The sequence below is a fragment of the Bacillus sp. BPN334 genome (assembly GCF_008368885.1).
GTDB classification, from domain to species: Bacteria; Bacillota; Bacilli; order Bacillales; family Bacillaceae_G; genus Bacillus_A; species Bacillus_A wiedmannii.
The window spans coordinates 279,864-306,227 of record NZ_QOZW01000003.1; the positions used below are offsets into that span (position 1 = coordinate 279,864).

A 26,364-nucleotide genomic window follows, 5' to 3' on the forward strand; every position below is an offset into this window, starting at 1 on the left:
TTTTTCCTCCTTATAATAGGTAGATACTATTATGTTTTGGAGAAAAAGGAAAAATATACAAATGATTATATTATTATCTTTAATGATGACCAGTAAATAGTGTAAATACTGTTATTAGTAAAAACCCGCTAGTTGCCCATGTTAAAAATGTAAGGAAGGAGAGCTGTTTTTTAGCCTTCCAAAGCATTTCATGAATTGTGACATAGCCAAGTGAACCGATAGCGCTCCCCATAATGAGCTCTTGTAAATGTAGAGCCTTTCCTTCCATCAAAATACCAAAGACAGTACCAGTTCCGAGAATAAGTGAAAGTAATAAAGTCGTAAATAAAAATGAAATGCATTTATGCTTTGTAAAGAGGAAGGGGATGATTAATGCTAGGCCTTCAGGAATATGGTGAATTATAATCGCAAGTAAGAAAGGAATGGCAGAATCATTATGATTTATAAATGCTGTACCTAATGCAAAGCCACTCGGCAAATTATGAATAAATATAGCAAAAGAAAGAAAAAGGAAAGTTTGCCACGCTTGTTGATCTTTTTTATGTATCATTGGATGATGACAATAGTTATCTAATAAGTTCATAACCAAAATACCGATAGCTATACCAAGTATAGGCCCAATTATTTCATAGCTTGCAAATGTTTCAGGAATAATTTCAAGGGATAAAAGGCCAAGCAAAATTCCGCCACATAATGCATATAAACGATGCATTTTTTCTTCAATTAGTTGGCGCGTAGCAATGCCGACAGCACCGCCTAATAGTAATCCACCGAATGAAAAAAATGTAACTATCATAGGAATCCATAATCGTTCCATCGTATCACACTCCGATTCTTCCACTTATTTTTAGCTTACGAAAAGGAAAGTTAGATTAGTCCAAGTAATTGTGTTTGATTATAGAGAAAAAACTAATAATTCGTTATAATTTATATATTAAACTTAAGTGGAAATATGAAATGGGGAATACGTTTGCAAACAAAATGGAGTCTATCTGAATACGAAAATCCAAAACGATATGATATAGAAAATAAAAGTCTGTCAGATTTTCCGTTCTTACTATCATGGGCACAAAAACTAAATATACAAAATGAATGGATTCTAGATATTGCCTGCGGAACAGGAAGGGTTACAATTCCATTTATAGAAAACGGATATCAAATGATTGGTGTAGATATACATGAAGGTATGCTTGCTGAAGCGAAGAGAAAATCTATGGATTGTAAAAAAGTAAAATGGTTACAACAAGACTGTTTACAATTAAAGATTGAAGAAACAATTCTGTTAGCATTTATGGTTGGTCATGGATTTCAACACTTACTTACGAACACAGATCAAAATAAGTTATTAACATCTATTCATCATGTGTTAGCTGATAATGGTATATTTATATTCGATACACGTTTTCCTTCAAAAGAAGAATTAATACAACCATCTACAGAAGAATATTGGACAACTATTATTGATGAAAAGGAAAGAAAATGCGATCTATATACTGAAATGACATACGATTCAATTCAGCAAATACAGCATTACATAACAACAAGAAGGTTTTATGAGGATGATGTGAAAGTAGAAGAACTGAAAACAACGATCGATCTTCGCTATACATATCCGCAAGAGTTAGAAAGATTATTAGTAGTGAATGGTTTTGAATTATTACATATATATAATGATTGGGAAGGAAATAAGTTAGGGGAAGACTGCTATTCTATGGTAGTAGTTTGCCGGAAGAAAAAATAGTGTTATTTTTAAAATATGAGTGTGAAAAGCTTTTAAGGAGAGAAAAAGATGACTTGGTACTTAGATAATGTTTATGAAATAAACAAAGAAGCGCCCTATACATTCTATCTTCCTAGTTCAGAAGTGTTGGAGAAATTAAAGGTTGGAGATTTGGTAAAGCTAATTTTTGTATCTAAAAATGAGGAAGAAGATGGATTTCATGGTGAAAGAATGTGGGTTGTAATCACTGAAAGAAATGAGAAGAAGTTCGTAGGGGAACTGGACAATGATCCGTATCGTTTAGATTTAAAAATAGGTGATAAAATTTCATTTGGAATTGAAAATATATGTGATACGGAATATGATGATCCAGCTTCAAGTGATTGGGATTTTTATTTTGATACGAAGGTAATTGTTAGTGATGATGTACTTGAAAAAAGAGAATTTAACTTTATGCTTAGAGATAATCCAACAGCAGAAGGCGATCCAGGTTGGTCAATTTTAAGTGGCTATGAAAGTGATGACTATGTCAATAATCCTAAAAACTTTCAAATTATTTCAATTGGAGTTATTTTGAATATAGATGATTCTATTTTAAACTTTCTTGAGGAACCACCTTTATGTGCATATGAAAGAAATGATGAAGGTAGATTCTATAAAATTGAAGACTATGATTGGGATGCTTATTTAAATGGATAGATGAAGTTACTATGTTCTAAAGAAAGCGATATATATTATTTCATGCTATGTGCTGGATGAAGGTTTTACAGATAATAATTGAAGAGAATAGTAGTAAATGGAGGAACTAATTATGCAGCAAATAAAAAAAATAGGAAACTCATTTTGGTATATGACACCTGTTTCTGAAACAGATAGACCTATATTAGGAATGGTCGTTGGACAAGAAAAAACTTTAATGATTGATGCAGGGAATTCAGAAGAACATGCACAATTATTTTTAGAAATGCTAAAAGAACAGAATGTATTAAGTCCTGATTTCGTAGCATTAACGCATTGGCACTGGGATCATATTTTTGGATTGCCTGTATTACAAGATGCATTAACTATTGCGCATGCAGAAACGAAGAAAGAAATGCAGCCACTAGTATCTTATGAATGGACAGATGAAGCGTTGGACGCACGCGTAAAAGAGGGTACTGAAATTGCATTTTGTGCGGATTGCATCAAGAAAGAGTTTGAAGAAAAAGCGAGAAATATTAAAATTATTCCTCCAACCTTAACGTTCGAGGATCAAATTGAATTAGAACTTGGTGAAGTGACATGCGTGTTAAAACATGTCGGCGGAAATCATGCATATGATTCAGTTGTTATTTACGTGAAAGAAGAAAAGATATTATTTTTAGGAGACTGTATATATGCAGATATCTTTTCTTCAAAATGGAACTATACGACGAAACGAACGTTCAAATTAATCGAAGAATTGGAGTCATTTGATGCTGAAACTTATATTCTTTCTCATGGGACAGCTATAAGTCGGGATGAGTTTTTACAAGAAATGCATTTGTTAAAAACAGTAGGAACTTATACAGAAATTCATAAAGGCGATGAAGAAAACATAAAGGAAGCGTATAAACGAGACGTAAATAGAGAATTAAATGAAGATGAATTAGAAACAATTACGTTTTTTGTAAATGGTTATGAAATGAATAATTAGTAAGACACTACACTAATCAAATATAATTAAACTGCATAAAAAGAGTATTGAAAGTTAATTCAATACTCTTTTCAATAGTTAAATATGTAGTTTCAAACAAATTCTAAATATGGGGTTTATCGTCTGAAATAATGCCATTCTATTTATTTTTCATATAGATAGTGGTTCAAGTGGAAGCTTTCTTCGCTAATTCAGTTATATAGTTAAAAAATCCATTGTGGTTTACATCATATACTACATTTACAGGTCGTCCAGCAACAGTTTCCACCGTACGCCCCTGGCTAGGTCCATATGTATGAATAATACTATTAATTGTTTGTAATTTTGCAAGGCCAGATTTCCCGATAAAGGCAGCAGTTAATACATCCCACAAATAGTAAGTAGAGTTAGTTGAGAAATGAACGAGGGGAGGAACCATTGCATAGCATTGACCAAGAAAATCAACACCAATATATTTACGCTCTTTTGCCCAACTTTCACGTATGTCTATAGTTAATGGAACTTGGTTTGTACTTTCTAGCGTTACTAAGTCGATTTTAATTTTTGATTCCCACACACGAGCTACTGCTTCAGGATCCCAAAACGAATTCCACTCAGCAGTTCCATCATGTTCTGGTTCATGTACATTGCCGGCAGTACGAAATGTTCCTCCCATCCAAACAAGGCGCTCAATTTTCCCCTCGATTACAGGTGCTTCATATAGTGCACGCGCTAAATCGGTAAGAGGCCCTGTAAATAATAAAGTTGTTTTCTCTTCAGTTTGTAGTAGGGTTTCAATTAAATGATGATGTGCAGGTTTTTCTGCTACGGGTGTTACAACTTTTTCAGACTCATTTAAAATGGGTAAAGCATCTACATAAAATGCATGCATCCGCCAATCTTTTGGAAATGGGTTTTTTGCACGGGAATTTGATGCAGCTACTTCAATATTTCCTTTGCCGAAGCGATCAATAATTTTGCGACTCGCAGACATTGCTGGTTCTAAATAGCAATCTGCAGGGATAACTGAAACACCTGTAAGCTTGACATTATCCATCTGGAGTAATAAAAATAGTGAAATTAAATCATCTACACCACCATCATGATTGAAGTACACTTTTTCCCTCATTGTAATCCCCATCCTATATGATTTAGTAAGGAATTAAATATGAATTGTGGAAAAATCATCAATGATTTCCACTACTTCACTTTTTCCATTTATCAGTAATTCCGGAAGTTCATTATTTACAGTTCCTTTCCAATACTCTCTTGCTTGTTCAATTTTTTGAGAGAAAGGAATACCATCTTCTTTTGGTAAAAGATTTCCGTCACCTTCAAAACAATTTCCAATTACTCGTAGTTTAACAATCTGCAAAACTTCTCGATTGTAAGAATCAAATAATGCTTTCCATTTTAAAGTATCTTCATAGCTCTTTGCAGCATATAAACAAGATAATCTTGAAGGGTATTCAGGAAATTCTTGTAGTCTAACCATTTCTACAATCGTTTCTCTAACCGTTCTAATTGTTTGATCGATATAACTCATAACTACTTTAGCATTTTCATTCTTTATATGTAATTCTTCATTTTTATAGTGGTTATTTATAATTTTTATGCCATCTTCACCACTAGAATTTAATTGTTCTCTTTCAAAAAAGAACCGATATAGAGTATTAGTTTGATTTTTACCGAAATGAATGATTTGTCCAATCTTCATTTTTTCCCTTGTAACGATGTGGTATACGTAAAATTCTATGTCATTCATGGTTATCCTCCTTGTAGTAATGTATTTTAATGTTAAATTTAGTAATTCAACATTGAAATATATAAAACCTTTATAAGTAAGAGTGAGAATTTGATCAGAAAGTATAGTGAATATATGATAACGCTTTAAATTTGTTCACAAAATGTTCACTTACGAAGAGGTTTCCATAATCGATATAATGACAAAGACTTAAACAGAAAGGATGATAGAAATTGCCAACAACAAGAAAGGAAAACCTCCAATTTGGTATGATGATGTGCCTTGGGATGGTTATTGTAATGACGTTTTATAATTTATTACTGAATGGAGCAGGAGGGCCAATTCATATTAAGGAGATCACATTAGAACTACTAATTGGATTCATTATTGCATTATTAATTGAAATATGTATCGTTGGACCTTGTGCGAAAAAACTTGTATTCATGTTACCGTTTGATAAATCGAAGAAAATAAATATGATAGTTGCGATGGCGACAGCTATGGTAATTGGAATGGTTTTCTTTATGTCTTTTTACGGAATGGCTATGATGTATTTACATGGTGGACTACAAGGAGACTCATTTGTATCGATGTATTTTTCAATTTTTATTAAAAATTTCATTTTGGCGTATCCATTACAATTAATTATTATGGGGCCACTTGTGCGTTTCTTATTTGGAAAGTTTGTTATGAAGAATAAACCTGTTAATATAGCGTAGTTATAAATATTAAAATATTATATAACGATAAAACAATAAAAAACACATCTCAAATATTTTGAGTTGTGTTTTTTATTGTTCATTTGTAGCTATTTTCATACTGATGTGTCATTTGTCCTTTTGCCTTTATAGGATTATAGCTTTTAATTAAGTCAGAAATAGAAGATTAGGAGATGATTTTTTGAAGGGCGTTTTATTTGCTATTTTAGCTGGCGTATTTATTACACTTCAAGGTACATTTAATGCGAAACTTAGTTCACATATCGGTATATGGTCAACGAGTATTATTACGCATTTCATTGGATTCCTTATTGCAACAACAATATTTTTGTTAAAGAAAGAAGAGAAAATAGCGGATTTAAAGGATGTGAAAAAAATATATTTAGTAGCTGGTGCACTTGGCTGATTAATTATTTGTGCAGAAACAGTAGCGATACATGAAATGGGAGTTACATTAACAGCTGGAACACTTATGGTTGCTCAATTATTAACAGCAACTCTAATTGAAATGAAGGGATTATTTCAAATAAAAAAGATACAGATGGAGAGATATCATATTGTGGGAACAATAGTAATGATTATAGGTATTGTTGTATTTAATATGTAAATGAAAGGAGGAAATGAAAATGGAGAATAGATCAGATTTAATTATCCATTATTTGAAAACTAATAAAATGCTTGAAATTTTTTCAGAGATAGATACAGCTTATTTTCAAGTAAATCATTTTGAAAAGGCGAGCTTATTTGCAATATAGATGACGCAATGGATCGTTTATATTTTGTTGTTAAAGGTAAAGTAAAAGTTTATACGATTACACCAGAGGGAAAGAAACTGATCCTTCGTTTTATCAATCCATTGGCGGTTGTTGGCGATATTGAATTCATACAAAATAGCAAAGCGCATAATGTCGTTGAAGCTTGTTCAGATGTTATAGCCATCTCTATTTCTCATGCTGTAATTAGAAATAAGTTATTACATGATCCTATATTTATGAACTTCTTGCTTGAAAACATTGCAAACACATTAAAAATATCGACTCGTTTTACAGCACTTAATTTACTTTATCCAGTAGAAGTACGTGTAGCTAGTTATTTACTTTCTATTTCTACTGATAGTAACGGGAATATGTATAAAAAAGATTTGGATGCAACTTCGATATCAAGTATTGCGGATTTTATAGGAGTAAGTTATCGGCACGTAATTCGGTTGTTACAAAAATTTTATAAAGAAAAATTAATTGAAAAGAGAAATGGAGTTATTGTAATTAAAGATTTTTTTAGAATGAAGGAAGTTGCTAAAAATAATATATATGAGCAATGAAAAGGGGAGAGGGAGTATGATTGGATTTAGTTTAGCTATATTAGCTGGAGTATTAATTAGCTTACAATCTGTTTTTAATACGAAAGTGAATGAAAATGTAGGGCAGTGGTTAACAACTGCATGTGTTCTTGGAATAGGTTTCATAAGTTCTATTCTATTTTATATCATTACAGAAAACAGTATTAGCATTAAAGTGTATACTACAAATTATTTGTTTTATGTAAGTGGATTGTTTGGCATCGGGTTAATAATTTGTATAATGGGTGCAATAAAGAGTTTAGGTCCAGCTTATACGGTGCTAATTAGCCTTATTACTCAATTAGTTGTTGCTCTCTGCATTGATACATTTGGATTATTTGGAATAGAAAGGGTTCCCTTACAAATAAATAAATTACTTGGAATAGCTATATTAATTGTAGGGGTAGGAATTTTTAAAGATCTTTTTTCGAATAAGAAAGATATTAATATAAATGAGGATAGAGCTTAAATAAATTACAGGGAGAGTTGTAAATGGTTAGAGAAGTAGTAGTGAATGCTCTTCTTGTGAAGATGTCACATTTATTTGAGGAAATCGTAAGTTAACAATTAGCATAGTTGAAAAATAAGTAAACAAGCCTTAGATAAATTGTGATCTTTTATATAGCACTTATTATTTTGAAGTTATGTGAACTATCGTAGTAGGAGAAGTGCCTATAAAGTAGGGTATGATTAAAGTTAAATATTACCTAGTATATTTAACTAATGAATACAATGTCTTTTTCAGTTATTATGTTGTAAATAATTTTATGGTAAAATCTTTAACATAATGAAATAAAGGGGTAGTATTCTATGGGTTATTTCTCAAACAGTTTATTAGTTTTGTTTGTCCTGATCGTCTGTAGCTGTATGATTTTTGGTTAATAATATAATGATGGATTTATATAAAAGGAGTTAACTGAGGAGAGGTTAACTTCTTTTTATTTTAAGTTGAGAAGGAATAATATTATTCTTATGGAAGTTTGTATAAATTAATTTCAAAGTAAAGATAATTTTATGAAATAAAAACAAACGAGAAAATAAGGAGTATTTACATGAATAATAGTATAAATTACACATTTAAACACCCAACAAATTTCAATGGATTATTAACTGTATATGAATCTTTAGGATGGAATTCTCTTCAATTAACGGTTAACGAGTTAGAACAAATGTGTAAACAAAGTTGGTATGCAATTTATGCTTTTGATGATAAGAAGTTAGTAGGGATGGGGCGTATTATATCAGATGGCGTAATAACAGGCGTTATTTGTGGTGTTTGTGTATTGCCAGAGTATCAGTCCATTGGTATTGGAAAAGAAATAGTAGAAAGATTAATCCAGCACTGTGAACAAAACAAGGTTATTCCCCAACTTATGTGTGTAGAAAAATTGCAATCTTATTATGAATCTATAGGGTTTGAGGCATTCTCTATTGGGATGACAAAAACTATTAAAAGATAGTGTGGCTTTATATTTTCGGTGTAGTTGTGCATATTTTCAAACTTCATCATAAAGGAGACGGACTATATGGAGATTGCTAAAGGGGTAGAAATGTTACAACTTGAGTTTCAAGAATTTATTATTCACCCAATTCTTTTATGGGATGATGAAATGGCAGTGTTAATAGATACTGGTTTCCCTGGACAATTTGAAGATATACAAATAGAGATGGAGAAAGTTGGGGTATCTTTTGATAAGCTAAAAGTTGTGATTTTGACACATCAGGATATAGATCATATAGGTAGCCTTCCTGATTTATTGGAGAATGGTGTAAGTGATATTAAGGTTTATGCGCACGAGCTAGATAAACCTTATATTGAAGGGGAGTTTCCTTTACTGAAGGATGGACAAGTAAAGAATCCACCAAAAGGAAAAGTGAGTGATACTGTGATAAATGGGCAAGAAATTCCGTATTGCGGTGGGATACTAATTCTACATACCCCAGGACACACTCCAGGTCATATTAGTTTATATTTGAAACAAAGTAAAACCCTTATTGCAGGAGACTCGATGTATAGTGTGAATGGAAAGTTAGAAGGAATTCACGCCCCAACAACTTTAAATGTTAAGGAAGCACAGCAGTCTTTGAAGAGGTATTCAAATCTAGATATTGAATCGGTAGTTTGTTATCATGGGGGATTAAGTAAGGAGAATATAAAGATTCAAATTCAAAATTTGTAAAAGTTGAAGAGGAATTTTTTGTTAAACTGTGCTGAAGTATAATCTAATTAATAGTAAATAAATAATAAAAGAGCATGTTTGAAAAAAATTCAAACATGCTCTTTTATTAAATGAAATCTATTTAAGATTAACGGCCTAACCCGTTCCAATAAAAAGAAACGATTTCTTGGGCTAATTCATCTATATTTGTAAGAATAGGATTGTGATTTTCATCTTTAAAATTCCCAATTGATAATAAAGATACGAATGCATGAGCCGCAAATGTAGCGTTTCCTCTTGGGATTTCTCCAATTTGCATTGCATCATCAAGTGCTTTTTCTAATACTTCATACATGTTGTCTTCAGCATTTTTTAATTGTTTCAATTGTTCTTCAGATAATGATAGTTTTGCATCTTTCATAAAATTCTTCATATCAATATCCATCGTTGCGTGTAAGTAGACTTTAGCGAAGTCCAATAATCTTTCTTTTAAAGTCTTATTTGTAGAAAGGATTTGAGACATATTTTCGCGTATACGTACCATCATTTGAATCATAGTAGCGGTAAATAAATCTGCTTTTGTTGAATAGTAATAGTAGACGGTTGCTTTCGTAACACCACAAACTTTTGCAACTTCATCCATGGAAACGACTTGATAATTTTGAGTAAGAAATAGTCGAGTTGCAACTTCCAAAATGGTTTCTTTTGTAGATTTTGTATTTTTATTTTGACGAGGCCTTCCGAGAGGACGTTGTTTTTGTTCCAAATCCATTCGCTCCTGACATGTATTGTTGAGATAATTATAACACAAAGTTTTATTCATTCTTGATTAATTAACCGACCAGTATATATAATTAATGTTAGAGGAAAAAAGGAAGGTGGGTTTTTATGAAAAAGCACCCGTTACATATGTTAGGGAGGCTTGTAGCAGGGAAGCATACACAGTGGATAACTTTATCGATTTGGATTCTTATTACATTATTACTTTCATTTACATTGCCACAAGTAAACAGTACGAAAGAACCGAATCCAAAAAATTTACCTGAAACAGCTATGTCGCAGCAAGCGGAAGCACTTATGAAAAAAGAGTTTCCGAATAATGCAGGGAATCCTTTATTAGTAGTATGGTATAAGGATGGTGGATTACAGTCACAGGATTATAAACTCATACAAGACGTTTATAAAGAGTTAAAAGCTAGTCCTTTAAAGGAGCAATCAACGTTACCGCCATTTGATACATTACCAGAACAAGTATTATCAAAAAGTGCATCAAAAGATGGTACATCATTTGTTACACCAGTATTCTTTAACAAGGCAGCTGGAACAGATATATTAAAAGGAAATCTTGATGATTTAAAAAACATAGTCAATAGTAAGATCGATGAAGATCCATTCAAACGAAAACTAAGTGGCGCTGGTTTACACGTTCGATTATCTGGACCTGTAGGTATTCAAACGGATGCAGTTAGCTTATTTAGTCAAGCAGATGTGAAATTATTAATTGCTACTGTATTACTCGTATTAGTTTTATTAATTTTACTGTACCGTTCACCGATTTTAGCAATTTTACCCTTACTTGTTGTCGGCTTTGCATACGGTATTATTAGTCCTACACTTGGTTTTTTAGCTAATCACGGATGGATTAAAGTAGATGCTCAGGCAATATCAATCATGACAGTATTATTGTTTGGTGCTGGAACGGACTATTGTTTATTTTTAATTTCAAGATATCGAGAGTACTTGCTAGAAGAAGAAAGTAAATATAAGGCGCTGCAACTTGCAATTAAAGCTTCTGGTGGAGCAATTATAATGAGTGCGCTTACTGTTGTACTTGGATTAGGAACATTATTACTTGCTCATTATGGTGCCTTTCATCGATTTGCAGTACCATTTAGTGTTGCTGTATTCATAATGGGAATTGCTGCTTTAACAATTTTACCAGCATTATTATTAATTTTCGGTAGAGCTGCATTCTTCCCATTTATACCGAGAACAACTTCTATGAATGAGGAGTTTGCAAGAAAGAAAAAGAAAGTCGTAAAAGTTAAAAAATCAAAAGGTGCCTTTAGTAAAAAGCTTGGAGATGTTGTAGTACGAAGACCGTGGACAATAATTATGCTCACTGTATTTGTATTAGGTGGATTGGCTTCATTTGTACCACGTATTCAATACACATATGACTTATTAGAATCGTTTCCAAAAGATATGCCTTCCCGCGAAGGGTTTACGTTAATTAGTGATCATTTCTCAGCTGGTGAATTAGCGCCAGTAAAAGTTGTTGTTGATACGAAAGGAAAAGAGCTTCCTATTAAAGAAGAACTAGAGAAGTTTTCTTTCGTACAAACTGTGAAAGATCCAAAAGTGGGCACAGAAAATAAGCAAATACAAATGTATGAGGTTTCTTTAGCTGAAAATCCATACTCAATTGAAGCGTTAGATCAAATCCCTAAATTAAAAAACAGTGTAGAAAAAGTATTAAAAGATGCTGGGGTTAGTAATGCAGAAAATCAACTATTGATTGGCGGAGAAACAGCGTCATTATATGATACAAAGCAAATTACGGAACGTGATGAAGCAGTTATCATTCCAGTAATGATTAGTATTATAGCTTTATTATTACTTGTTTACTTACGATCAATTGTTGCGATGATTTATTTAATTGTAACTGTTGTATTATCGTTCTTCTCGGCACTAGGAGCAGGGTGGCTATTACTTCATTATGGTATGGGAGCGCCGGCCATTCAAGGTGCGATACCGTTGTATGCATTCGTATTTCTAGTTGCTTTAGGTGAAGATTATAATATCTTTATGGTTTCAGAAATATGGAAAAACAGAAAGACACAAAATCATTTGGATGCAGTAAAAAATGGCGTTATACAAACAGGTAGTGTCATTACATCCGCGGGTTTAATTTTAGCAGGAACTTTTGCGGTATTAGGTACACTTCCAATTCAAGTTCTTGTTCAATTTGGTATTGTAACTGCAATTGGTGTATTATTAGATACATTTATTGTTAGACCATTACTTGTACCAGCAATTACAGTTGTTCTAGGTCGCTTTGCTTTTTGGCCAGGAAATCTTTCAAGAAAGAGTGAAGAAGTACAAAAGGTGGATGCATAGTTAAGAAAGCCAAGGATATTTTCCTTGGCTTTCTTCTATGTAGTAGTTTATTAATTTTTTGAAGTCAAATCATCAGTTACAGCATGATCAGCATCTTCAATAGCAGTTTCTGGCATTCCATATAAGCCATTCATTGCTTGTTCTTCTACATTAAGGTTTACAGTATTATTATTTTGAATAGGTGTATTGTTTGCGATAGCATTATCTTTTTTATTTACATTTTTGTCATTCATGTTTGAATCCTCCAAACGTCAGTTGATTTATTAATAGTATGTGGTTGGATTCCAATAAATATGTGAATGGATTTTTGCAGATGTTATATAATTAAATAAAAAACTTGAGGATAAATTTAAAATATAAGGAGTGAACAGGTATGGTGAAAACAAGAAAGTTAGCCTTCTAAAATAAAAAAATTTTAGGAGGCTATTACAATGAAGTTTCATATAATTGACATAGAAAATTGGAATAGAGAGCAGTATTTTGAACATTATTTAAAATTGAAATGTACGTTTAGTATAACTGTAAATATTGATATAACGATATTGTTAAAGGAATTACATCAAAAAGGAATAAAATTTTATCCCGTTTTTATATATTTAATTTCTAGAGTAGTAAATAATCATAAAGAATTTCGAACATGTTTTAACGATGAAGGAGTTTTAGGCTATTGGGAGGAAATGATACCAAGTTATACAATCTTCCATAAAGATGATAAGTCTTTTTCAAGTATATGGACGGATTATTCTAGTGATTTCCACATTTTCTATAAAAATTATGAAGAAGATATGAGATGCTATGCTAATGTTCATGGTCTCTTCACGAAAGAGAATATTCCGCCAAATACTTTTCCTATTTCTAGTATACCTTGGGCTAGTTTTACTGGATTTAATCTTAATATTAATAATGATGGTGATTTTCTATTACCAATTATAACTTGTGGGAAATATTTTAATGAAGAAAATAGGGTTATACTACCAGTTTCATTGCAAGTCCATCATTCGGTTTGTGATGGGTATCATGCGAGTCAATTCCTAGAGGATTTACAGGAGTTAAGTAATAGTTGCAACGAGTGGCTAAAGTAATATCTAATTTTTAATAATATACAATTAAAAATAAATAAAAGAAGAGAACATGTTTATATTGCATGCTCTCTTCTTTATTCATTAATATTGAGTTACAATGGAAAATATAGGTTGATTTGTAGTTTAATAGTAAATGAGATGATTAATTTTAATTTTCTTTATTTTATAACTATAAAGTTCATAAAACTTATTATTTTGTAACAATGAAGGGGAAAACAAAAATGACGATAATATGTATAGAAAAAGCTACAATTTTAGATGCTGAAAAGTTAACAGAAATAATGACAAGAACATTTGATGAAGAAGCAAAACGATGGCTATGCGGTCAAGGTGATGTAATTGACTATAACATTCAACCACCAGGTTATTCTTCAGTTGAAATGATGAAATATTCGATTGAAGAATTGGATTGTTACAAAGTGATAATGGATGGAAAAATAATCGGAGGAATTATAGTTACGATCTCAGGTAAGTCATATGGCCGAATTGATCGTATTTTTGTAGAGCCTGTTTATCAAGGAAAAGGAATTGGATCACATGTTATTAAATTAATAGAAGAGGAATATCTAAGCATAAGGATTTGGGATCTCGAAACATCTAGTAGACAAATTAATAATCATCATTTTTATGAAAAAATGGGCTATGAAATAATTTTCAGATCTGAAGATGAGTATTGTTATGTAAAAAGAATAACTGTAGAGTCAGCTAAAGAGAACCTGATTAAAAATAATGATATGAAAAATAGCCAATATGAAAACTGTAATCTAGCAAATACAGAGTATTATCAAGTGAATTTAAAAAATAGTTCCTTTGTTGGTAGTAATATAATGCATATGAATATGAGTAATTGTAATGTAAGTCAATCAAAGTTTAGAAATATAAATTTAAAAAGTTCTTTATATGCAGATTTAAATCTTTCCGGTAGTAAATTTTCTTTTGTGACTTTAGGTGGAGTTCATTTTAAAGATACAAGCCTTGGAGAAGATAAACATCCTATTTCATTTAATAGATGTGATTTGGAAGGTAGTACGATAAGTAATAGTAATCTCAAAAATATGGAAATAGAAAATTGTGATATAACTGGTATGAAAATAAATGGTATTCCAATTGAAAATCTGCTTGAGTTATATAATAAAGTGAAAAGTTAACCCGCATGAATTGTAGATAAGCTGGTCGTAATTTGGATATTATACCGAAATAATTGTGTAAAAATAACATAAAGAAATATAGAAGGGAAGGGGTTTCACCCAGGGGTCTAGAATGATATGTATTGTTATGAATATGGAGGGGAGAAAATATGGAGATTAAACTAAGAGCGGTAGAAATACAAGATGCTAGAGCAATTCATCGTATATGCATACAAGATGATGTTTTACCTTATATGGTTTTCTTACCTAGTATGCGTGTAGATGCGATGGAAAATAGAATTCGTAATTTAGCGCCAAATCAATTTGAATTTGTTGCAGAGTATGATGGAGAAGTTGTTGGATTTGTTGGGTTAACCCAAAGCCCAGGACGTAGATCTCATTCGGGTGATTTGTTTATGGGGGTAGATAGTGAATATCATAATAAAGGCATTGGGAAAGCACTTCTTACAAAAATGCTTGATTTGGCTGATAATTGGTTAATGTTAGAGCGAGTAGAGCTTGGTGTTTTAGCAACGAATCCTAAGGCGAAATCGCTATATGAAAAATTTGGATTTGTAGAAGAGGGAATAAAAGTAGGGAATTTGAAGGCTCACGGAAAGTTCATTAATGAAATTATGATGAGTCGTTTTAGACCTGATGGTTTAATCATACATAATGGATAGTGAAAAGCATGACAGTATACTGTCATGCTTTTTATTTGTTAGTTGTTGTTAGGCAGTTTTGGCTGCACTAAAAATAATGCTAAGCCAATAAAAATAACTGTAATGCCTAGTCCTTGTTGTAAAGAAATAGTCTCATTTAATATAAAATACGCTAGTATACAAGTTCCAATCGTTTCTCCTAAAATACTCATAGAAATAACAGTAGCGCTCATCCATTTTAGTAACCAATTGAATATCGTTTGACCTAAAATCGTAGCAATGAAAGCTAAGCCAATAAAGCACAACCAAGTTTGTATAGAGTAATGGATGAAAGATTCTTGCTGCATGTAGGCAAATATACCGAGAAAACAGGCGCTACTTCCATAACTAATTACCGAATACGGTATAAGTGATAAATCTTTACGAACATGTTGGCTAATGAAAAAATAAGCGGTAATAATTCCGGCCGCAATAAATGCTAAAATATCTCCGTATAATGCTTCTCCGCTGATTTGGAAGTCTTGCCATCCGATGACGCTACTTCCTGAAATAGCGATGAGGTAACCAATAACCGCTCCTTTCGTAAATCTCTCTTTAAATAGAAAGTAACCACCAATCATTGAAAATAAAGGTTGTAATGTTACGATAACTGTAGAACTCGCTACAGAAGTGTATTGTAATGATTCAAACCATAGTACATAATGTGCAGCTAAAAATAGCCCGGATATGAATCCGAATCCCCATTGTCCTCTTGTTACTGTTTTTAGCTCGTTTCGATTATTTTTATTAAATAGTAATAACGGTAATAGAATCAGTGTAGCAAAGAATAATCGGTAAAAAGCAATGATAGCCGCAGGAGCATCTGCCAATTTTACGAAAATTGCTGAAGTTGATAGGGCGAATACGCCGAAAAATAAGATGCAATATGAAAGAATAGGTGATTTCACAGTTTGTCCCTCCGATAGACTGTTTATTATAATGAACTAAATAAGATATAATGTACAAAGGTAAGTATATAAGTCCCAGAGATGATAGGAAAGGATTATTTACTTTTGTTTACTATGTCAGCACAAAGGCAATGAAACATGCAATATGATGGACGAAAGGAAGTTTTTATTATGATACATGATAGACTCGGACAAACTGTATTAAGTTATCGTAAGAAAAATAATATGACAATTCGGGAATTTGCTGATTATGCAGGGATTAGTACTTCACTAATTAGTCAAATTGAACGAGGATATGCGAATCCCTCTTTAAGTGTATTGGAATTAATTGCGAAAGCATTAAATGTACCACTATTTACACTTTTTATTAATGAAATTGATACAGATTCACTCATTTCTAAGAAAAAAGATCGAAAAAAAGTATATCGGGAGAACAATGATCACATTGTATATGATGTATTAACACCGGATTTTATGAAAGCACGTATTGAAATGTTAATAATGGATTTAAATAAACAAGCAAACACAACGGAAAGTCACTATTCACATGAAGATAAGGAAGAAATTGCTGTTGTTATGAAAGGGGAAGTGTATGTGGAGTTAGAAGGAAAAGAATATTTTTTAGAAGAAGGCGACGTTGTACGTATACCGCCAAACGTGAAGCATCGGTTTTTAAATAAAAGTGATGAATCCAATCATATTTTATTTGTATTGACGCCATCTTTAGGATGAGTATTAAATGATTTTTATTACGGGGGAAAAATAGATGGAAAATAAAATCGTTTTAAAAAGTGGCCTTTCAATTATTTCTCAATGTAAAAGACAGACAAATAATATTTGGCATGCGCATTTTGGAGCAGCTGCAATTGCTAGTTATTTCTTTATGAAAGACAACAATATGGATGAAGAGATAACTCATAATATGTATTACCAAACAAAAAGGATGCTGAACAAGCAAAACTTAGGTGAAGTCATTGATGATAAAGAGGAAATTGATTTTCAAAGTGCTGAAAAAATGATTATAAAATCATTGGAACATACAATTGATGAACTTCATTGGGTGGGGCATAATGTCATTTATGCTGCATTAAGTTTATTAGCTATGAAAGAGTTACAAAAATGGGGCGATAATCAAGAGATTGAAGGGATTACTAACCTTATAATATCGTTTCGAAAAACAATTCCTGGTAGATCATGGATTGGTTTTACAACAAAGGAAGTAAAACAATTAAGTATAAAAGATGAGATAGAAAGTGAATTAAGAAATCCGAAACAATTATCTACGTTTATTTTAAACGAGCTCTCGCAATTTAATATTATTTATAGAGCGGAATCACATCATGATTTAATTGGTCATTTACTTACTTTTTCTCATGCAATTAATATTATGTATGACTTAGGTCATAGAGATATATTCCAACGAGGTATACGTCCGCTGTTGAAACTAGTATACGTGTTACGTGCTAGTCAAAAATTAACGTCAAATAGTAAAATAACTTTACACTCACCGATAGATTTTTTACCTTTAGTCGAATCTAAACGAGCTCATGTATTACCAACAGAAAAAGAATTTTGGCTAAAAGACTATAGTACATTTGATTGGGATTTCGGACATATCTTTAAATTCTCATATAGTTATTTTGATCATATTAAGAGAGCTCCAAAATATAAAGATATAACATTAGAGAAATTCCGATTTATTATTAATGCGTAATGGAGTCTAATGATCTGTATAAAGGGCTAAGTTAAAAAATTCTTTGTTGAAAATATATTATTTTGATATTTGTAAGATTTTACATACTTATTTTACTTTTACTAATTATGTAAGTAGGCTATACTAAAATACATACATTTTATTATTGGAGAGAAATAAAACGACATGGAATTAGTGAAATTAGAGAAAGTAATAGAAATTAAAAAAGAAGAGCTGTTATATTTAGTATCGGATTATGGAATTCAACATGAAAAAGTACTGGCATTAAGCCAAGAAATAGACAAATTGATTAATTACTTTATGTTTTTGAAATAGAAAGAACTATGACATGATGTGAAAATGTTATAGTTCTTTTTATTTGGAAATTCAGATGAATATTCTATATACTGATAATTAATGGAATATTCCGTTTCAAAGGAGGGGCATATATGATTTTACATACTAACATTTCAGGCGAAGGGGAACCAATTGTGCTTTTACATTCTGGTGGTATGACAGGTTTAGAAGAATTTGATGAGCAGGTAGCATTTTTTCGAGAAAAAAATTATCAAGTCATTCGTCCGGATTTAAGAGGACATGGAAGATCAGGCGGGACATTGGAGAATTATTTCCTACGTTCTGTAAAGGATTTACATGATACGTTAGTGCATTTACAAATTGATAGATGTCATATAGCTGGTGTTTCCCTAGGAGGATTAGTCGCTTTATTATTCACAAAAAAATATCCAGATAAAGTGAGAACATTAACTTTTTCTGGTATCTTTCCGCTTAAGGGAGAAAATTGGGAGGAGTCTCAGGAGTATGAAGCGAATTGCCATCAGCAATTGATGGAAAATGAAGAAGTTGTAACTTATATGAATCAAATTCATGAAAAAAGTGATTGGAAAGCATTGCTTGAATCGTGGCAAGTTAAAGATTGGTACCCATTCGATGAAACTGGTGATGTAGCTAATCTTCAAGTACCTACACTTTGTATTGCAGGGGGAGATTCGGAAGATGAAGTTACAGCTGCTACAATGTTCAAACAATTAAATGAAAATATTCATATTGCTATTATTCCGTTTGCTGGTCATTTAGTGCACAACGATCAACCAGAAATATATTCGAATATATTGTCTAATTTCTTACAGAATGCACAAGCTGCTAGTCGAATATAAGGACTTTTGGGTATAATAATAAAGGAATTATTAATTGTATCGGTTAGGAGCGCAGCACATATGAAAACAGTTGTTGTTATCGGTGGAGGTATAACGGGACTTTCTACTATGTTTTATTTAGAAAAATTAAAAAAGGATAATAATATCGATTTAAATTTAATCCTTGTAGAAAAAGAAGAGTACTTAGGTGGTAAAATCCATAGTGTAGAAGAAAAGGATTTTATTATGGAATCAGGAGCAGATTCTATCGTTGCTCGTAATGAACATGTTTTACCGCTTGTAAAAGATTTAAATTTAGAAGAAGAAATGGTATATAATGAAACGGGTATTTCTTACATATATTCTGATAATACTTTACACCCAATTCCATCTGACACTATATTTGGGATACCGATGAGTGTGGAGTCGTTGTTTAGCAGTACGCTAGTTTCAACGAAAGGGAAAATTGTTGCTTTAAAAGATTTCATAACGAAAAATAAAGAGTTTACAAAAGATACTTCGCTTGCTGTATTTTTAGAAAGCTTTTTAGGGAAAGAGTTAGTGGAAAAACAAATTGCTCCGGTGCTTTCAGGTGTATATTCCGGTAAATTAAATGAGCTTACTATGGCATCGACATTACCGTATTTACTGGATTATAAAAATAAATATGGAAGTATTATTAAAGGTTTTGAAGAGAATAAAAAACAGTTTCAATCAGCAGGAAACAAAAAGTTCGTATCATTTAAAGGTGGACTATCTACGATTATTTATCGTTTAGAAGAAATGCTGACTGAGACAGTCGTTAAGAAAGGCGCTGTAACGACTGCTGTAAGGAAACAAGGTGATCGCTATGAAATCTCCTTTGCAAATCATGAATCAATCCAAGCTGATTATGTTGTATTAGCAGCTCCTCACGATATCGCACAAACTTTATTACAGTCTAATGAGTTAAACGAGCAGTTTCATACATTTAAAAACTCATCTCTTATAAGTATTTACTTAGGATTTGATATACTTGATGAACAATTACCGGCGGACGGCACAGGATTTATCGTAACGGAAAACAGTGATTTACATTGTGATGCGTGTACATGGACAAGCCGGAAGTGGAAGCATACATCGGGAAAACAAAAGCTATTAGTAAGAATGTTTTATAAGAGTACAAATCCAGTATATGAAACGATTAAAAATTATAGTGAAGAAGAATTGGTACAAGTCGCTTTATATGATATTGAAAAGAGCCTAGGAATTAAAGGGAAACCAGAAGTAGTTGAAGTTACAAATTGGAAAGATTTAATGCCGAAATATCATTTAGAACATAATCAAGCTGTTCAAATATTACAAGAAAAAATGACGGATCTTTATCCTAATGTATACTTAGCTGGAGCCTCATATTACGGTGTCGGAATTGGTGCGTGTATTGGAAATGGAAAAAACACTGCAAATGAAATAATTGCAACATTAAAGGAACTGTCAAAATAGAATACATATATAAATAAAACGTCCCTCCAGTATATTGGAGGGACGTTTTATTTATTTCACTTGAATTGAGATTTTTTTATTAGTTGTATTATTCTCAGTAATCGTTAATGTTATGTTCCCGGATTCTTTAAATGAATAGGATGAGAGTTGATAAAGCTCTTTTATGCCATGTTTCTCTTTTAATTTATTGGCTGGAAGTGATGTTATGTTCGGTTTCCATGATTCTTGCTTACCTGAAGGATAGTTAACTATTATTTCTGGATTATTTAATTGCATTGGTTCCCATGAGGCAAAATATAGTTCAATTTCTGTATCTTTTTTTAGTAATTCTTCTGAGAAATACCCAAGCTCCCCAACATTACCGAAAACAGTAAAGTTTTGATTTTGTAACGTGATATCTAAATGTTTAGGTTGATATGTTGCTGCGTGGTAGATACCATAGGAAAGTGAAAGAGTGGCGGCGATTAACATGCCAATTGAAAATGTTTTAAAGCTATTGCCTTTAAAACTAGTCATCATGAATGAGTTTGGAGCGAACTTTTTTGCAAATAAAAATATGAGTAATATGAGTAAGAGGGATAAACTGATGAATATATACATAGAAAATATACACCTCCATAACAAAATATACTTTAACTATATTTTACCATAAATGTATGGAGGAGGGTGTTATTTTAGAAGGGAAAAGTGAGTGTGGAAACGAAATTATAAGATATGTTATTACGAGTGGAGTGATGGAGATGAAAAGAAAACAATTAATTTTTATAAATAAAGGTAAGAACAGGATAATAGGAGGGGATGTGATTGTATCCTTTTGTTAATGAGTTAGATACACTACTTAGAGAAACTGGTTTTTCAAGTATAAACTGGAGACAAACAGCTCCATGTCATTGGGCATTAGTTGCATATAAATAGAGTATAAAGAGATGGTCAAAATACTATGATCATCTCTTTATTTTTTCTAATCATGTAAAAGCAAGAAGGGTTACTTTTAGTTCGTATTGAATTAAGAGAATAAGCTTCTCTAGAAATATTTGATTAATGGGACATTAAGGACTTTCCTAATTTGAAATATTTTTTCTGCTATAATGAATGTGTAGAAAGAAAGGAATGATTCTATGGCGTTTCCTATATTAGAAACTGAACGTTTACGTTTAGTTGAAATAGAACAATCTTATTGTCAAAAAATATATGAAATTTTTTCATTGGATGAAGTAACATGTTATTACGGTATGAATTCCTTTACGGAGTTTGGACAAGCGTCGCGTATGATTGAATCTTTTTCAAAAAATTACTTTGAGAAAAAGGCAATACGATGGGGGATTGTATTAAAAAAAACAAATACGTTAGTCGGTACAATTGGATTAAATAATTTACAACTATGGAGTAAACGATCTGAAATTGGATATGACTTACATCCTCGTTATTGGGGAAATGGTTATGCCTCAGAAGCGGCTCAAGAAATTATTCATTATGGATTTCGAGATTTAGGCTTATTTAGAATTGGAGCTATTACATACCCTGAAAATGTTACTTCTTGTAGAATGTTATCTAAAATAGGCTTTCATAAGGAAGGGTTATTACGTGGATATATTCATCAAGGAAATAAGCAACATGATGCACTATTGTATTCTATAATTCGAACGGATATAGAGGATATAAATTTATAATAAAAAACCCCTCTTATAAAAGAGGGGGTAAGTAAAAATTAACCTATTTTAGGTAATAAACGTTCTCCGCTTTTCATGCTACTTTTACATAAAGGGCATTTAGGCTCTTCTTCAAATGAAAAGTTCTTTCTCATCCATCCTAAACAATCCTCTGATTCACATTCCCAGACAGGGGTTTGTTCTGGTGGTACTTCTGCTACATCATTCTTTCGATTGCGATACATATAACCACTCCTTTTATGTAAAAAATTTTAGTTATATATTAAAAAGGTTGTTAACCGAGCTGGTAACAACCTTTTTATTGTTTGAATTATAGCTTTACAACGTTTTTAGCTTGAGGTCCACGGTTACCGTCTTCAACTTCGAAGCTAACTTCTTGACCTTCGTCAAGAGATTTGAAGCCGTCGCCAGTGATAGCTGAGAAGTGAACGAATACGTCGTTACCGTCTGCAACTTCGATGAAACCGAAACCTTTTTCGCTGTTAAACCATTTTACTTTACCTGTTAATGTCATGGTAGTGCCTCCTAAAATTTAAAAAGATTACAATATGATCGGCCTTATTTGAATGAAAAATAAAAGTTCACATATTATCAAACACCCATAAGGAGTATAAAATAATCCTGATTGATACTTGATAATATGCAAAGGAAATATGGTGTTAAATTGACCTTAATTACTATCTTACAACAAATGGTGGGAAATAGCAAGTGCTGGTAATACCAGTGTGCAATAGGATGGAGATAATGGGAAAAGACACAAAGACATCTCTTTTATTTATATATTATTCCTAATTTTGGTTTATGCTAAACGGAGAACATTTTTATTGAAAGTTTGCATTAGAGAAACAATATATAGTATTAATATATTTGTTAAGGAGGCGAGAATATTGCAATTTATTCAATTTAAAATAATTGAAGCAGCCAAAGAAGGAAGAAGAAAAATTCATCCAGTATTCGCTGTTATACTTGCAATTGTATTTTTAACTTTAGGTGAATTGTTCATGTTATTTATGTTGTTTTTACCGAAAGCAGAAACACTTTTAATGAAGGCGATTTATAGTGACATTGAGATGATATTGACGTTTGGCGGAGCTGTATTTTTTGTTTTTTTATGGGTTAGATTTGTAGAGAAAAGATCAATTTCATCCATTGGGTTTTGGAGAAATCAGTGGATAAGAAAATATTTGAGAGGTGCATTATTAGGGTTTGTTTTCATTTCAATACCAGTAATGATACTTTTATTAACAGGAATTGTACAACTACAAATGCAACAAATTACGCCAACCGCTATAATTGGAATTGTGGGATCTTTAGTTGCTTTTTTAATACAAGGTGCAACAGAAGAAATTGTTGTTCGAGGTTGGTTATTTCCGGTCCTATCTGTTAGAAGTCGTATATGGATTGGGATTGTTGTGACTTCTTTTTTATTTGGTTTTCTTCATTTACTAAATCCAGGTATTACAATTCTTTCAATATCGAATATAATATTAGTTGGTGTATTTGCAGCTTTTTACGTTTTGAAAGATAGTAGTCTTTGGGGGATATGCGCATGGCATTCCATTTGGAATTGGGCACAATATAACGTATTCGGATTTGCAGTAAGTGGAATGGCAATGTATTCTACACCACTTTTTAAACCTGTAACAAAAGGATCGGAAGTCCTTCATGGGGGCTCGTTCGGTATTGAGGGGAGTATCATTACAACAATCATGCTTTCTATCGCTTCCATTGTTTTATGGAGACAGTTATGGGGGAAAAATGCGAAGCAAAGAGATTTAAGTTAATGAAAGTGGGAGAAACTATGGGGATTATAGCGTTTGAGGGAGCGAGTGCGGTTGGTAAGAGTAGCACGTGTCGTGAATTAGAAAAAAATTATGGTGCGTACATTATACCTGAAGTGAATGTTTTATTTGAAAGACCAAAAAACGAACATAGAACATGGTATTTTGAAAAACAAGTAGAGCGCTGGAAAATAGCAGTGCAGAAATCAGAGCAATATGAATTAGTAATACTTGATGGCGACATTTATCAACCACTTAGTTATAATTGGTGTTTCCATTTTGATATATTTAATCAGCCGTTATCTTTAATAGAAAACTTTTATAAAGAAAAGCTAATACATAGGGAAATTGGTTTTCCCAATCAATATTTTTATTTATATACGAATGATGAAGAACTTAGAAAAAGGAAAGAATCTGACGAGACAAAAAGAAGAAGAAACTTTGAAAAGCATTTACATATATCAAAATCGTTTCAACGTTATTATGAAAATTTAAATGCTGTTACAGACGGGTACTGCAAAATGATTGATGCGAAAAGTGTAAAATCGAATGAATTAGAAATTGTGAAAAGTGTAAACAGTTTAAATGTGTGTGAAGAGACACGTTTTGATGTTTCGAGGTTAGATGCGATTACGAAGTGGTTAAAAGAATATCGTGCATAAAAACAACGAGTGCCTAATAAGGTACTCGTTGTTTTTTATGTATTATATATTGATTTTATAATTTGTAAGTTTGCTTTTTCATTTTTCTTAATAGCATTTGCATATTTAGCTAGAAAGAGCTCAGAAGGATAAACCGGTAGTTCACCACAAATGTCGATACCATAGACATTTTTATTCCTAATAAGAGAATGTAAACATTTTAATAGTGTAGAAAGTTTCATATGTCCTTGATCCCAATTTGTAATAGTTACTTTTGCATCTAAAACATCTTTATCAATGCTTACATATACAGTCTTTGTATGAATATGCGAAAGTATTGTATGTGCAGATATTTCATTAGCTGTATCTATCGGGAACACTTCTACGCATGAATAATCATTAGAATGAATGGTTAAAGAAGAAGGTCCAATAATAATTACTTTCTTTAATTTCGAATTATTTTGAAGAGCGAATGATACCTATGACCCGCAAGAAATAAGAGTATGTTCATTTTCTTCTTTTAAGTTCATATCAGTGTGATGATCAAATAAAATAAGGCTAAATGGTTCATCTATTTCTTTTAGTAGCAAATCAGATACATAATGATAATTTCCAGAACCGATAAAGGTGATTCCTCTTTGCTTTCTACGATATAACTCCCGTTTTATACGCTTTAAAGAAGGAGTCTCGCAATACAGGTTTGCGTGCTCTAAATGACTAAAATCAATATCTTCATGTGAATAAGAATGAAGGTTATTTTGTAATAAATACGTATCATCAAAGTTTAAAAAAGTTAAACCGATATACAATAAACTCATATTTATTCATCTCCTTTATATGTAGGCTAGCATATATTTTTATAAAATTAAAACGAAATGCTTAGAGATGGATCTGCATTTGAAAAAGATCGAGATTTTTGACGGAATAATCTTTCAATTTATAAAGAAAAGAAATACAATATAAGGAAATATACATGTGGTTCAAGAAATAGAAAATATGAATGGGATATGTGGGAGGAAACAAGCAATATGAAAACATTTTTTAAAATAATAGGTATTTTAGCTGGTATGGCGGTAATCGGCGTAGGTTTAACATATGGTATGCTGTATTATCTAAATAATAGTAAACCAGCTGCGAAAAAGGCATCACCAGCTGCTCCGGCAGCAGAAGTACTAGCGGATAGTAAAGTAAAAGCTGAAGATGCAAAGCTTTTAGAAAATGGCAATCATTCATTACCAAATAGCGGTTTTAATAAAAATTTTAAATGGACAGATGAGAACATACAGACAGCATTACATGAAATGGCACATCAAAAAACGAAAGCTGATCAAAAGTGGGGCTATATTTTTATCACACAAGAACGAATTGAAAGTTTACTTGATATTGTAAAGAGTAATGATCTAGTACAAGGAAATACATATACAGATATTTTAGAGAGATGGAAACAAGGGAAATATGAAAAGATGGACGCGGATCACAACAAGATTTGGAAATTACAAAGCGGGAATTTAGGCGAAGGAAAAGGTGTAATGTCAGAAGCGGAACAAAAAGAGTTAATTAATCAATTGTTTATGCAAAAAGGTACATATTCAGGCAGTAAATTAATTGCAGGTGGGGGACAGACTAATAAATAAGATAATATTGGAAGAGAGTAAGTGCTTATTAGG

29 protein-coding genes and 3 pseudogenes are annotated in these 26,364 nt (G+C 31.9%); 22 read left to right on the forward strand and 10 right to left on the reverse strand.

The window, feature by feature from the left end; translation table 11 throughout:
• Nucleotides 1-79 precede the first annotated feature (79 nt).
• Nucleotides 80-817 (reverse strand): ZIP family metal transporter, encoded by a 738-nt coding sequence (locus DN393_RS03080; protein ID WP_149173310.1) that lies wholly within the window; start codon nt 815-817, stop codon nt 80-82.
• Nucleotides 818-952: 135 nt separating this feature from the next.
• On the opposite strand from DN393_RS03080, the gene DN393_RS03085 reads away from it, so the two are divergent.
• From DN393_RS03085 to DN393_RS03095, 3 genes are all read left to right on the forward strand, one after another.
• Complete coding sequence (locus tag DN393_RS03085) at nt 953-1,741, forward strand: class I SAM-dependent DNA methyltransferase (RefSeq protein ID WP_088046881.1); 789 nt, start codon at nt 953-955, stop codon at nt 1,739-1,741.
• Nucleotides 1,742-1,789: 48 nt separating this feature from the next.
• Complete coding sequence (locus tag DN393_RS03090; RefSeq protein WP_088046880.1) at nt 1,790-2,419, forward strand: immunity protein Imm33 domain-containing protein; 630 nt, start codon at nt 1,790-1,792, stop codon at nt 2,417-2,419.
• Nucleotides 2,420-2,531: 112 nt separating this feature from the next.
• Nucleotides 2,532-3,395, forward strand: coding sequence for an MBL fold metallo-hydrolase (locus DN393_RS03095; RefSeq protein WP_088046879.1), 864 nt, complete (start codon nt 2,532-2,534; stop codon nt 3,393-3,395).
• A 166-nt stretch (nt 3,396-3,561) separates the two neighbouring features.
• Here the strand turns inward: DN393_RS03095 and DN393_RS03100 are convergent, their stop codons facing one another.
• Together DN393_RS03100 and DN393_RS03105 are read right to left on the reverse strand one after the other, a co-directional pair.
• Nucleotides 3,562-4,503 carry a nucleoside hydrolase gene (locus DN393_RS03100; protein ID WP_064474101.1) on the reverse strand — a complete coding sequence of 314 codons (942 nt, stop codon included), beginning with the start codon at nt 4,501-4,503 and terminating at the stop codon, nt 3,562-3,564.
• 33 nt (nt 4,504-4,536) lie between these two features.
• Nucleotides 4,537-5,139: a DUF2441 domain-containing protein gene (locus tag DN393_RS03105; protein ID WP_064474102.1), complete on the reverse strand. Its 603-nt coding sequence runs from the start codon at nt 5,137-5,139 to the stop codon at nt 4,537-4,539.
• 212 nt (nt 5,140-5,351) lie between these two features.
• On the opposite strand from DN393_RS03105, the gene DN393_RS03110 reads away from it, so the two are divergent.
• From DN393_RS03110 to DN393_RS03135, 6 genes and pseudogenes are all read left to right on the forward strand, one after another.
• Nucleotides 5,352-5,837, forward strand: a complete 486-nt coding sequence (locus tag DN393_RS03110) for a DUF2798 domain-containing protein (RefSeq protein WP_064474103.1) — start codon at nt 5,352-5,354, stop codon at nt 5,835-5,837.
• Nucleotides 5,838-6,018: 181 nt separating this feature from the next.
• A pseudogene (locus DN393_RS03115) lies at nt 6,019-6,444 on the forward strand (DMT family transporter).
• Nucleotides 6,445-6,463: 19 nt separating this feature from the next.
• Nucleotides 6,464-7,158, forward strand: a pseudogene (locus DN393_RS03120) (Crp/Fnr family transcriptional regulator).
• 16 nt (nt 7,159-7,174) lie between these two features.
• On the forward strand, nt 7,175-7,645 hold the full coding sequence (locus DN393_RS03125; RefSeq protein ID WP_098102813.1) for a DMT family transporter: 471 nt from the start codon (nt 7,175-7,177) through the stop codon (nt 7,643-7,645).
• A gap of 583 nt (nt 7,646-8,228) precedes the next feature.
• The gene (locus DN393_RS03130; RefSeq protein ID WP_064474106.1) at nt 8,229-8,636 is read left to right on the forward strand and encodes a GNAT family N-acetyltransferase; all 408 of its coding nucleotides are present in this window, start codon (nt 8,229-8,231) and stop codon (nt 8,634-8,636) included.
• 66 nt (nt 8,637-8,702) lie between these two features.
• Nucleotides 8,703-9,356 carry an MBL fold metallo-hydrolase gene (locus DN393_RS03135; RefSeq protein ID WP_064474107.1) on the forward strand — a complete coding sequence of 218 codons (654 nt, stop codon included), beginning with the start codon at nt 8,703-8,705 and terminating at the stop codon, nt 9,354-9,356.
• Nucleotides 9,357-9,483: 127 nt separating this feature from the next.
• On the opposite strand, the gene DN393_RS03140 is transcribed toward DN393_RS03135, so the two are convergent.
• A complete protein-coding gene (locus tag DN393_RS03140; RefSeq protein ID WP_081257100.1) occupies nt 9,484-10,107 on the reverse strand; it encodes a TetR/AcrR family transcriptional regulator in 624 nt (207 codons plus the stop codon).
• A gap of 116 nt (nt 10,108-10,223) precedes the next feature.
• On the opposite strand from DN393_RS03140, the gene DN393_RS03145 reads away from it, so the two are divergent.
• On the forward strand, nt 10,224-12,455 hold the full coding sequence (locus DN393_RS03145; RefSeq protein WP_149173311.1) for an MMPL family transporter: 2,232 nt from the start codon (nt 10,224-10,226) through the stop codon (nt 12,453-12,455).
• A 50-nt stretch (nt 12,456-12,505) separates the two neighbouring features.
• Here DN393_RS03145 and DN393_RS03150 read toward each other — a convergent pair whose 3' ends face one another.
• Nucleotides 12,506-12,688, reverse strand: a complete 183-nt coding sequence (locus DN393_RS03150) for a DUF4021 domain-containing protein (protein ID WP_000998381.1) — start codon at nt 12,686-12,688, stop codon at nt 12,506-12,508.
• A gap of 198 nt (nt 12,689-12,886) precedes the next feature.
• Between DN393_RS03150 and catA the strand changes: the two genes are divergently transcribed.
• The 3 genes from catA (at nt 12,887) to DN393_RS03165 (ending at nt 15,347) form a co-directional block, all read left to right on the forward strand.
• The gene (catA, locus tag DN393_RS03155) at nt 12,887-13,537 is read left to right on the forward strand and encodes a type A chloramphenicol O-acetyltransferase (protein ID WP_088046876.1); all 651 of its coding nucleotides are present in this window, start codon (nt 12,887-12,889) and stop codon (nt 13,535-13,537) included.
• A 221-nt stretch (nt 13,538-13,758) separates the two neighbouring features.
• Complete coding sequence (locus DN393_RS03160) at nt 13,759-14,685, forward strand: GNAT family N-acetyltransferase (protein WP_064474111.1); 927 nt, start codon at nt 13,759-13,761, stop codon at nt 14,683-14,685.
• Between the two features lie 149 nt (nt 14,686-14,834).
• Entirely contained in the window at nt 14,835-15,347 is a 513-nt protein-coding gene (locus DN393_RS03165) for a GNAT family N-acetyltransferase (RefSeq protein ID WP_048529052.1), read from the forward strand.
• Between the two features lie 38 nt (nt 15,348-15,385).
• Here the strand turns inward: DN393_RS03165 and DN393_RS03170 are convergent, their stop codons facing one another.
• A complete protein-coding gene (locus DN393_RS03170; RefSeq protein ID WP_149173312.1) occupies nt 15,386-16,273 on the reverse strand; it encodes a DMT family transporter in 888 nt (295 codons plus the stop codon).
• Nucleotides 16,274-16,411: 138 nt separating this feature from the next.
• Between DN393_RS03170 and DN393_RS03175 the strand changes: the two genes are divergently transcribed.
• The 5 genes from DN393_RS03175 to DN393_RS03195 all read left to right on the forward strand — a co-directional run bounded on the left by DN393_RS03175 (nt 16,412) and on the right by DN393_RS03195 (nt 20,605).
• A complete protein-coding gene (locus DN393_RS03175; protein ID WP_306461236.1) occupies nt 16,412-17,005 on the forward strand; it encodes a helix-turn-helix domain-containing protein in 594 nt (197 codons plus the stop codon).
• A 34-nt stretch (nt 17,006-17,039) separates the two neighbouring features.
• Nucleotides 17,040-17,987, forward strand: coding sequence for a hypothetical protein (locus tag DN393_RS03180; RefSeq protein WP_064474113.1), 948 nt, complete (start codon nt 17,040-17,042; stop codon nt 17,985-17,987).
• Nucleotides 17,988-18,152: 165 nt separating this feature from the next.
• Nucleotides 18,153-18,302: an aspartyl-phosphate phosphatase Spo0E family protein gene (locus DN393_RS03185; RefSeq protein WP_000424361.1), complete on the forward strand. Its 150-nt coding sequence runs from the start codon at nt 18,153-18,155 to the stop codon at nt 18,300-18,302.
• 113 nt (nt 18,303-18,415) lie between these two features.
• Entirely contained in the window at nt 18,416-19,144 is a 729-nt protein-coding gene (locus DN393_RS03190) for an alpha/beta fold hydrolase (protein ID WP_098111943.1), read from the forward strand.
• 60 nt (nt 19,145-19,204) lie between these two features.
• Complete coding sequence (locus DN393_RS03195) at nt 19,205-20,605, forward strand: protoporphyrinogen oxidase (RefSeq protein ID WP_064474115.1); 1,401 nt, start codon at nt 19,205-19,207, stop codon at nt 20,603-20,605.
• Nucleotides 20,606-20,656: 51 nt separating this feature from the next.
• Here DN393_RS03195 and DN393_RS03200 read toward each other — a convergent pair whose 3' ends face one another.
• Nucleotides 20,657-21,205 carry a hypothetical protein gene (locus tag DN393_RS03200; RefSeq protein ID WP_064474116.1) on the reverse strand — a complete coding sequence of 183 codons (549 nt, stop codon included), beginning with the start codon at nt 21,203-21,205 and terminating at the stop codon, nt 20,657-20,659.
• Nucleotides 21,206-21,723: 518 nt separating this feature from the next.
• Here DN393_RS03200 and DN393_RS03205 point away from each other — a divergent pair.
• Nucleotides 21,724-22,275 (forward strand): GNAT family N-acetyltransferase, encoded by a 552-nt coding sequence (locus DN393_RS03205; protein ID WP_064474117.1) that lies wholly within the window; start codon nt 21,724-21,726, stop codon nt 22,273-22,275.
• A gap of 38 nt (nt 22,276-22,313) precedes the next feature.
• Here the strand turns inward: DN393_RS03205 and DN393_RS03210 are convergent, their stop codons facing one another.
• Together DN393_RS03210 and cspD are read right to left on the reverse strand one after the other, a co-directional pair.
• Nucleotides 22,314-22,499: a cold-shock protein gene (locus DN393_RS03210; protein WP_000286202.1), complete on the reverse strand. Its 186-nt coding sequence runs from the start codon at nt 22,497-22,499 to the stop codon at nt 22,314-22,316.
• 86 nt (nt 22,500-22,585) lie between these two features.
• The gene (gene cspD / locus DN393_RS03215) at nt 22,586-22,789 is read right to left on the reverse strand and encodes a cold-shock protein CspD (protein ID WP_000176365.1); all 204 of its coding nucleotides are present in this window, start codon (nt 22,787-22,789) and stop codon (nt 22,586-22,588) included.
• Between the two features lie 373 nt (nt 22,790-23,162).
• On the opposite strand from cspD, the gene DN393_RS03220 reads away from it, so the two are divergent.
• A complete protein-coding gene (locus DN393_RS03220) occupies nt 23,163-24,059 on the forward strand; it encodes a CPBP family intramembrane glutamic endopeptidase (protein ID WP_064474118.1) in 897 nt (298 codons plus the stop codon).
• A 17-nt stretch (nt 24,060-24,076) separates the two neighbouring features.
• Nucleotides 24,077-24,718, forward strand: a complete 642-nt coding sequence (locus DN393_RS03225) for an AAA family ATPase (protein ID WP_098112037.1) — start codon at nt 24,077-24,079, stop codon at nt 24,716-24,718.
• Between the two features lie 35 nt (nt 24,719-24,753).
• Here the strand turns inward: DN393_RS03225 and DN393_RS03230 are convergent.
• Nucleotides 24,754-25,515: pseudogene (locus DN393_RS03230) on the reverse strand (arginase family protein).
• Between the two features lie 210 nt (nt 25,516-25,725).
• Between DN393_RS03230 and DN393_RS03235 the strand changes: the two are divergent.
• Entirely contained in the window at nt 25,726-26,331 is a 606-nt protein-coding gene (locus tag DN393_RS03235; protein WP_149173313.1) for a PRK06770 family protein, read from the forward strand.
• Nucleotides 26,332-26,364: the final 33 nt, after the last annotated feature.

Bases quoted from the DNA above. Each gene is read 5' to 3' on its own strand.
- DN393_RS03135 (WP_064474107.1), top strand. From the start codon at position 8,703: ATGGAGATTGCTAAAGGGGTAGAAATGTTACAACTTGAGTTTCAAGAA.
- DN393_RS03150 (WP_000998381.1), bottom strand. From the start codon at position 12,688: ATGAATGACAAAAATGTAAATAAAAAAGATAATGCTATCGCAAACAAT.
- DN393_RS03210 (WP_000286202.1), bottom strand. From the start codon at position 22,499: ATGTATCGCAATCGAAAGAATGATGTAGCAGAAGTACCACCAGAACAA.
- DN393_RS03195 (WP_064474115.1), top strand. From the start codon at position 19,205: ATGAAAACAGTTGTTGTTATCGGTGGAGGTATAACGGGACTTTCTACT.
- DN393_RS03145 (WP_149173311.1), top strand. From the start codon at position 10,224: ATGAAAAAGCACCCGTTACATATGTTAGGGAGGCTTGTAGCAGGGAAG.
- DN393_RS03160 (WP_064474111.1), top strand. From the start codon at position 13,759: ATGACGATAATATGTATAGAAAAAGCTACAATTTTAGATGCTGAAAAG.
- DN393_RS03125 (WP_098102813.1), top strand. From the start codon at position 7,175: ATGATTGGATTTAGTTTAGCTATATTAGCTGGAGTATTAATTAGCTTA.
- DN393_RS03175 (WP_306461236.1), top strand. From the start codon at position 16,412: ATGCAATATGATGGACGAAAGGAAGTTTTTATTATGATACATGATAGA.
- DN393_RS03205 (WP_064474117.1), top strand. From the start codon at position 21,724: ATGGCGTTTCCTATATTAGAAACTGAACGTTTACGTTTAGTTGAAATA.
- DN393_RS03225 (WP_098112037.1), top strand. From the start codon at position 24,077: ATGGGGATTATAGCGTTTGAGGGAGCGAGTGCGGTTGGTAAGAGTAGC.
- DN393_RS03200 (WP_064474116.1), bottom strand. From the start codon at position 21,205: ATGTATATATTCATCAGTTTATCCCTCTTACTCATATTACTCATATTT.
- DN393_RS03100 (WP_064474101.1), bottom strand. From the start codon at position 4,503: ATGAGGGAAAAAGTGTACTTCAATCATGATGGTGGTGTAGATGATTTA.
- DN393_RS03140 (WP_081257100.1), bottom strand. From the start codon at position 10,107: ATGGATTTGGAACAAAAACAACGTCCTCTCGGAAGGCCTCGTCAAAAT.
- DN393_RS03090 (WP_088046880.1), top strand. From the start codon at position 1,790: ATGACTTGGTACTTAGATAATGTTTATGAAATAAACAAAGAAGCGCCC.
- DN393_RS03085 (WP_088046881.1), top strand. From the start codon at position 953: ATGAAATGGGGAATACGTTTGCAAACAAAATGGAGTCTATCTGAATAC.
- cspD (WP_000176365.1), bottom strand. From the start codon at position 22,789: ATGACATTAACAGGTAAAGTAAAATGGTTTAACAGCGAAAAAGGTTTC.
- DN393_RS03095 (WP_088046879.1), top strand. From the start codon at position 2,532: ATGCAGCAAATAAAAAAAATAGGAAACTCATTTTGGTATATGACACCT.
- DN393_RS03165 (WP_048529052.1), top strand. From the start codon at position 14,835: ATGGAGATTAAACTAAGAGCGGTAGAAATACAAGATGCTAGAGCAATT.
- DN393_RS03080 (WP_149173310.1), bottom strand. From the start codon at position 817: ATGGAACGATTATGGATTCCTATGATAGTTACATTTTTTTCATTCGGT.
- DN393_RS03180 (WP_064474113.1), top strand. From the start codon at position 17,040: ATGGAAAATAAAATCGTTTTAAAAAGTGGCCTTTCAATTATTTCTCAA.
- DN393_RS03130 (WP_064474106.1), top strand. From the start codon at position 8,229: ATGAATAATAGTATAAATTACACATTTAAACACCCAACAAATTTCAAT.
- DN393_RS03190 (WP_098111943.1), top strand. From the start codon at position 18,416: ATGATTTTACATACTAACATTTCAGGCGAAGGGGAACCAATTGTGCTT.
- DN393_RS03185 (WP_000424361.1), top strand. From the start codon at position 18,153: ATGGAATTAGTGAAATTAGAGAAAGTAATAGAAATTAAAAAAGAAGAG.
- catA (WP_088046876.1), top strand. From the start codon at position 12,887: ATGAAGTTTCATATAATTGACATAGAAAATTGGAATAGAGAGCAGTAT.
- DN393_RS03105 (WP_064474102.1), bottom strand. From the start codon at position 5,139: ATGAATGACATAGAATTTTACGTATACCACATCGTTACAAGGGAAAAA.
- DN393_RS03235 (WP_149173313.1), top strand. From the start codon at position 25,726: ATGAAAACATTTTTTAAAATAATAGGTATTTTAGCTGGTATGGCGGTA.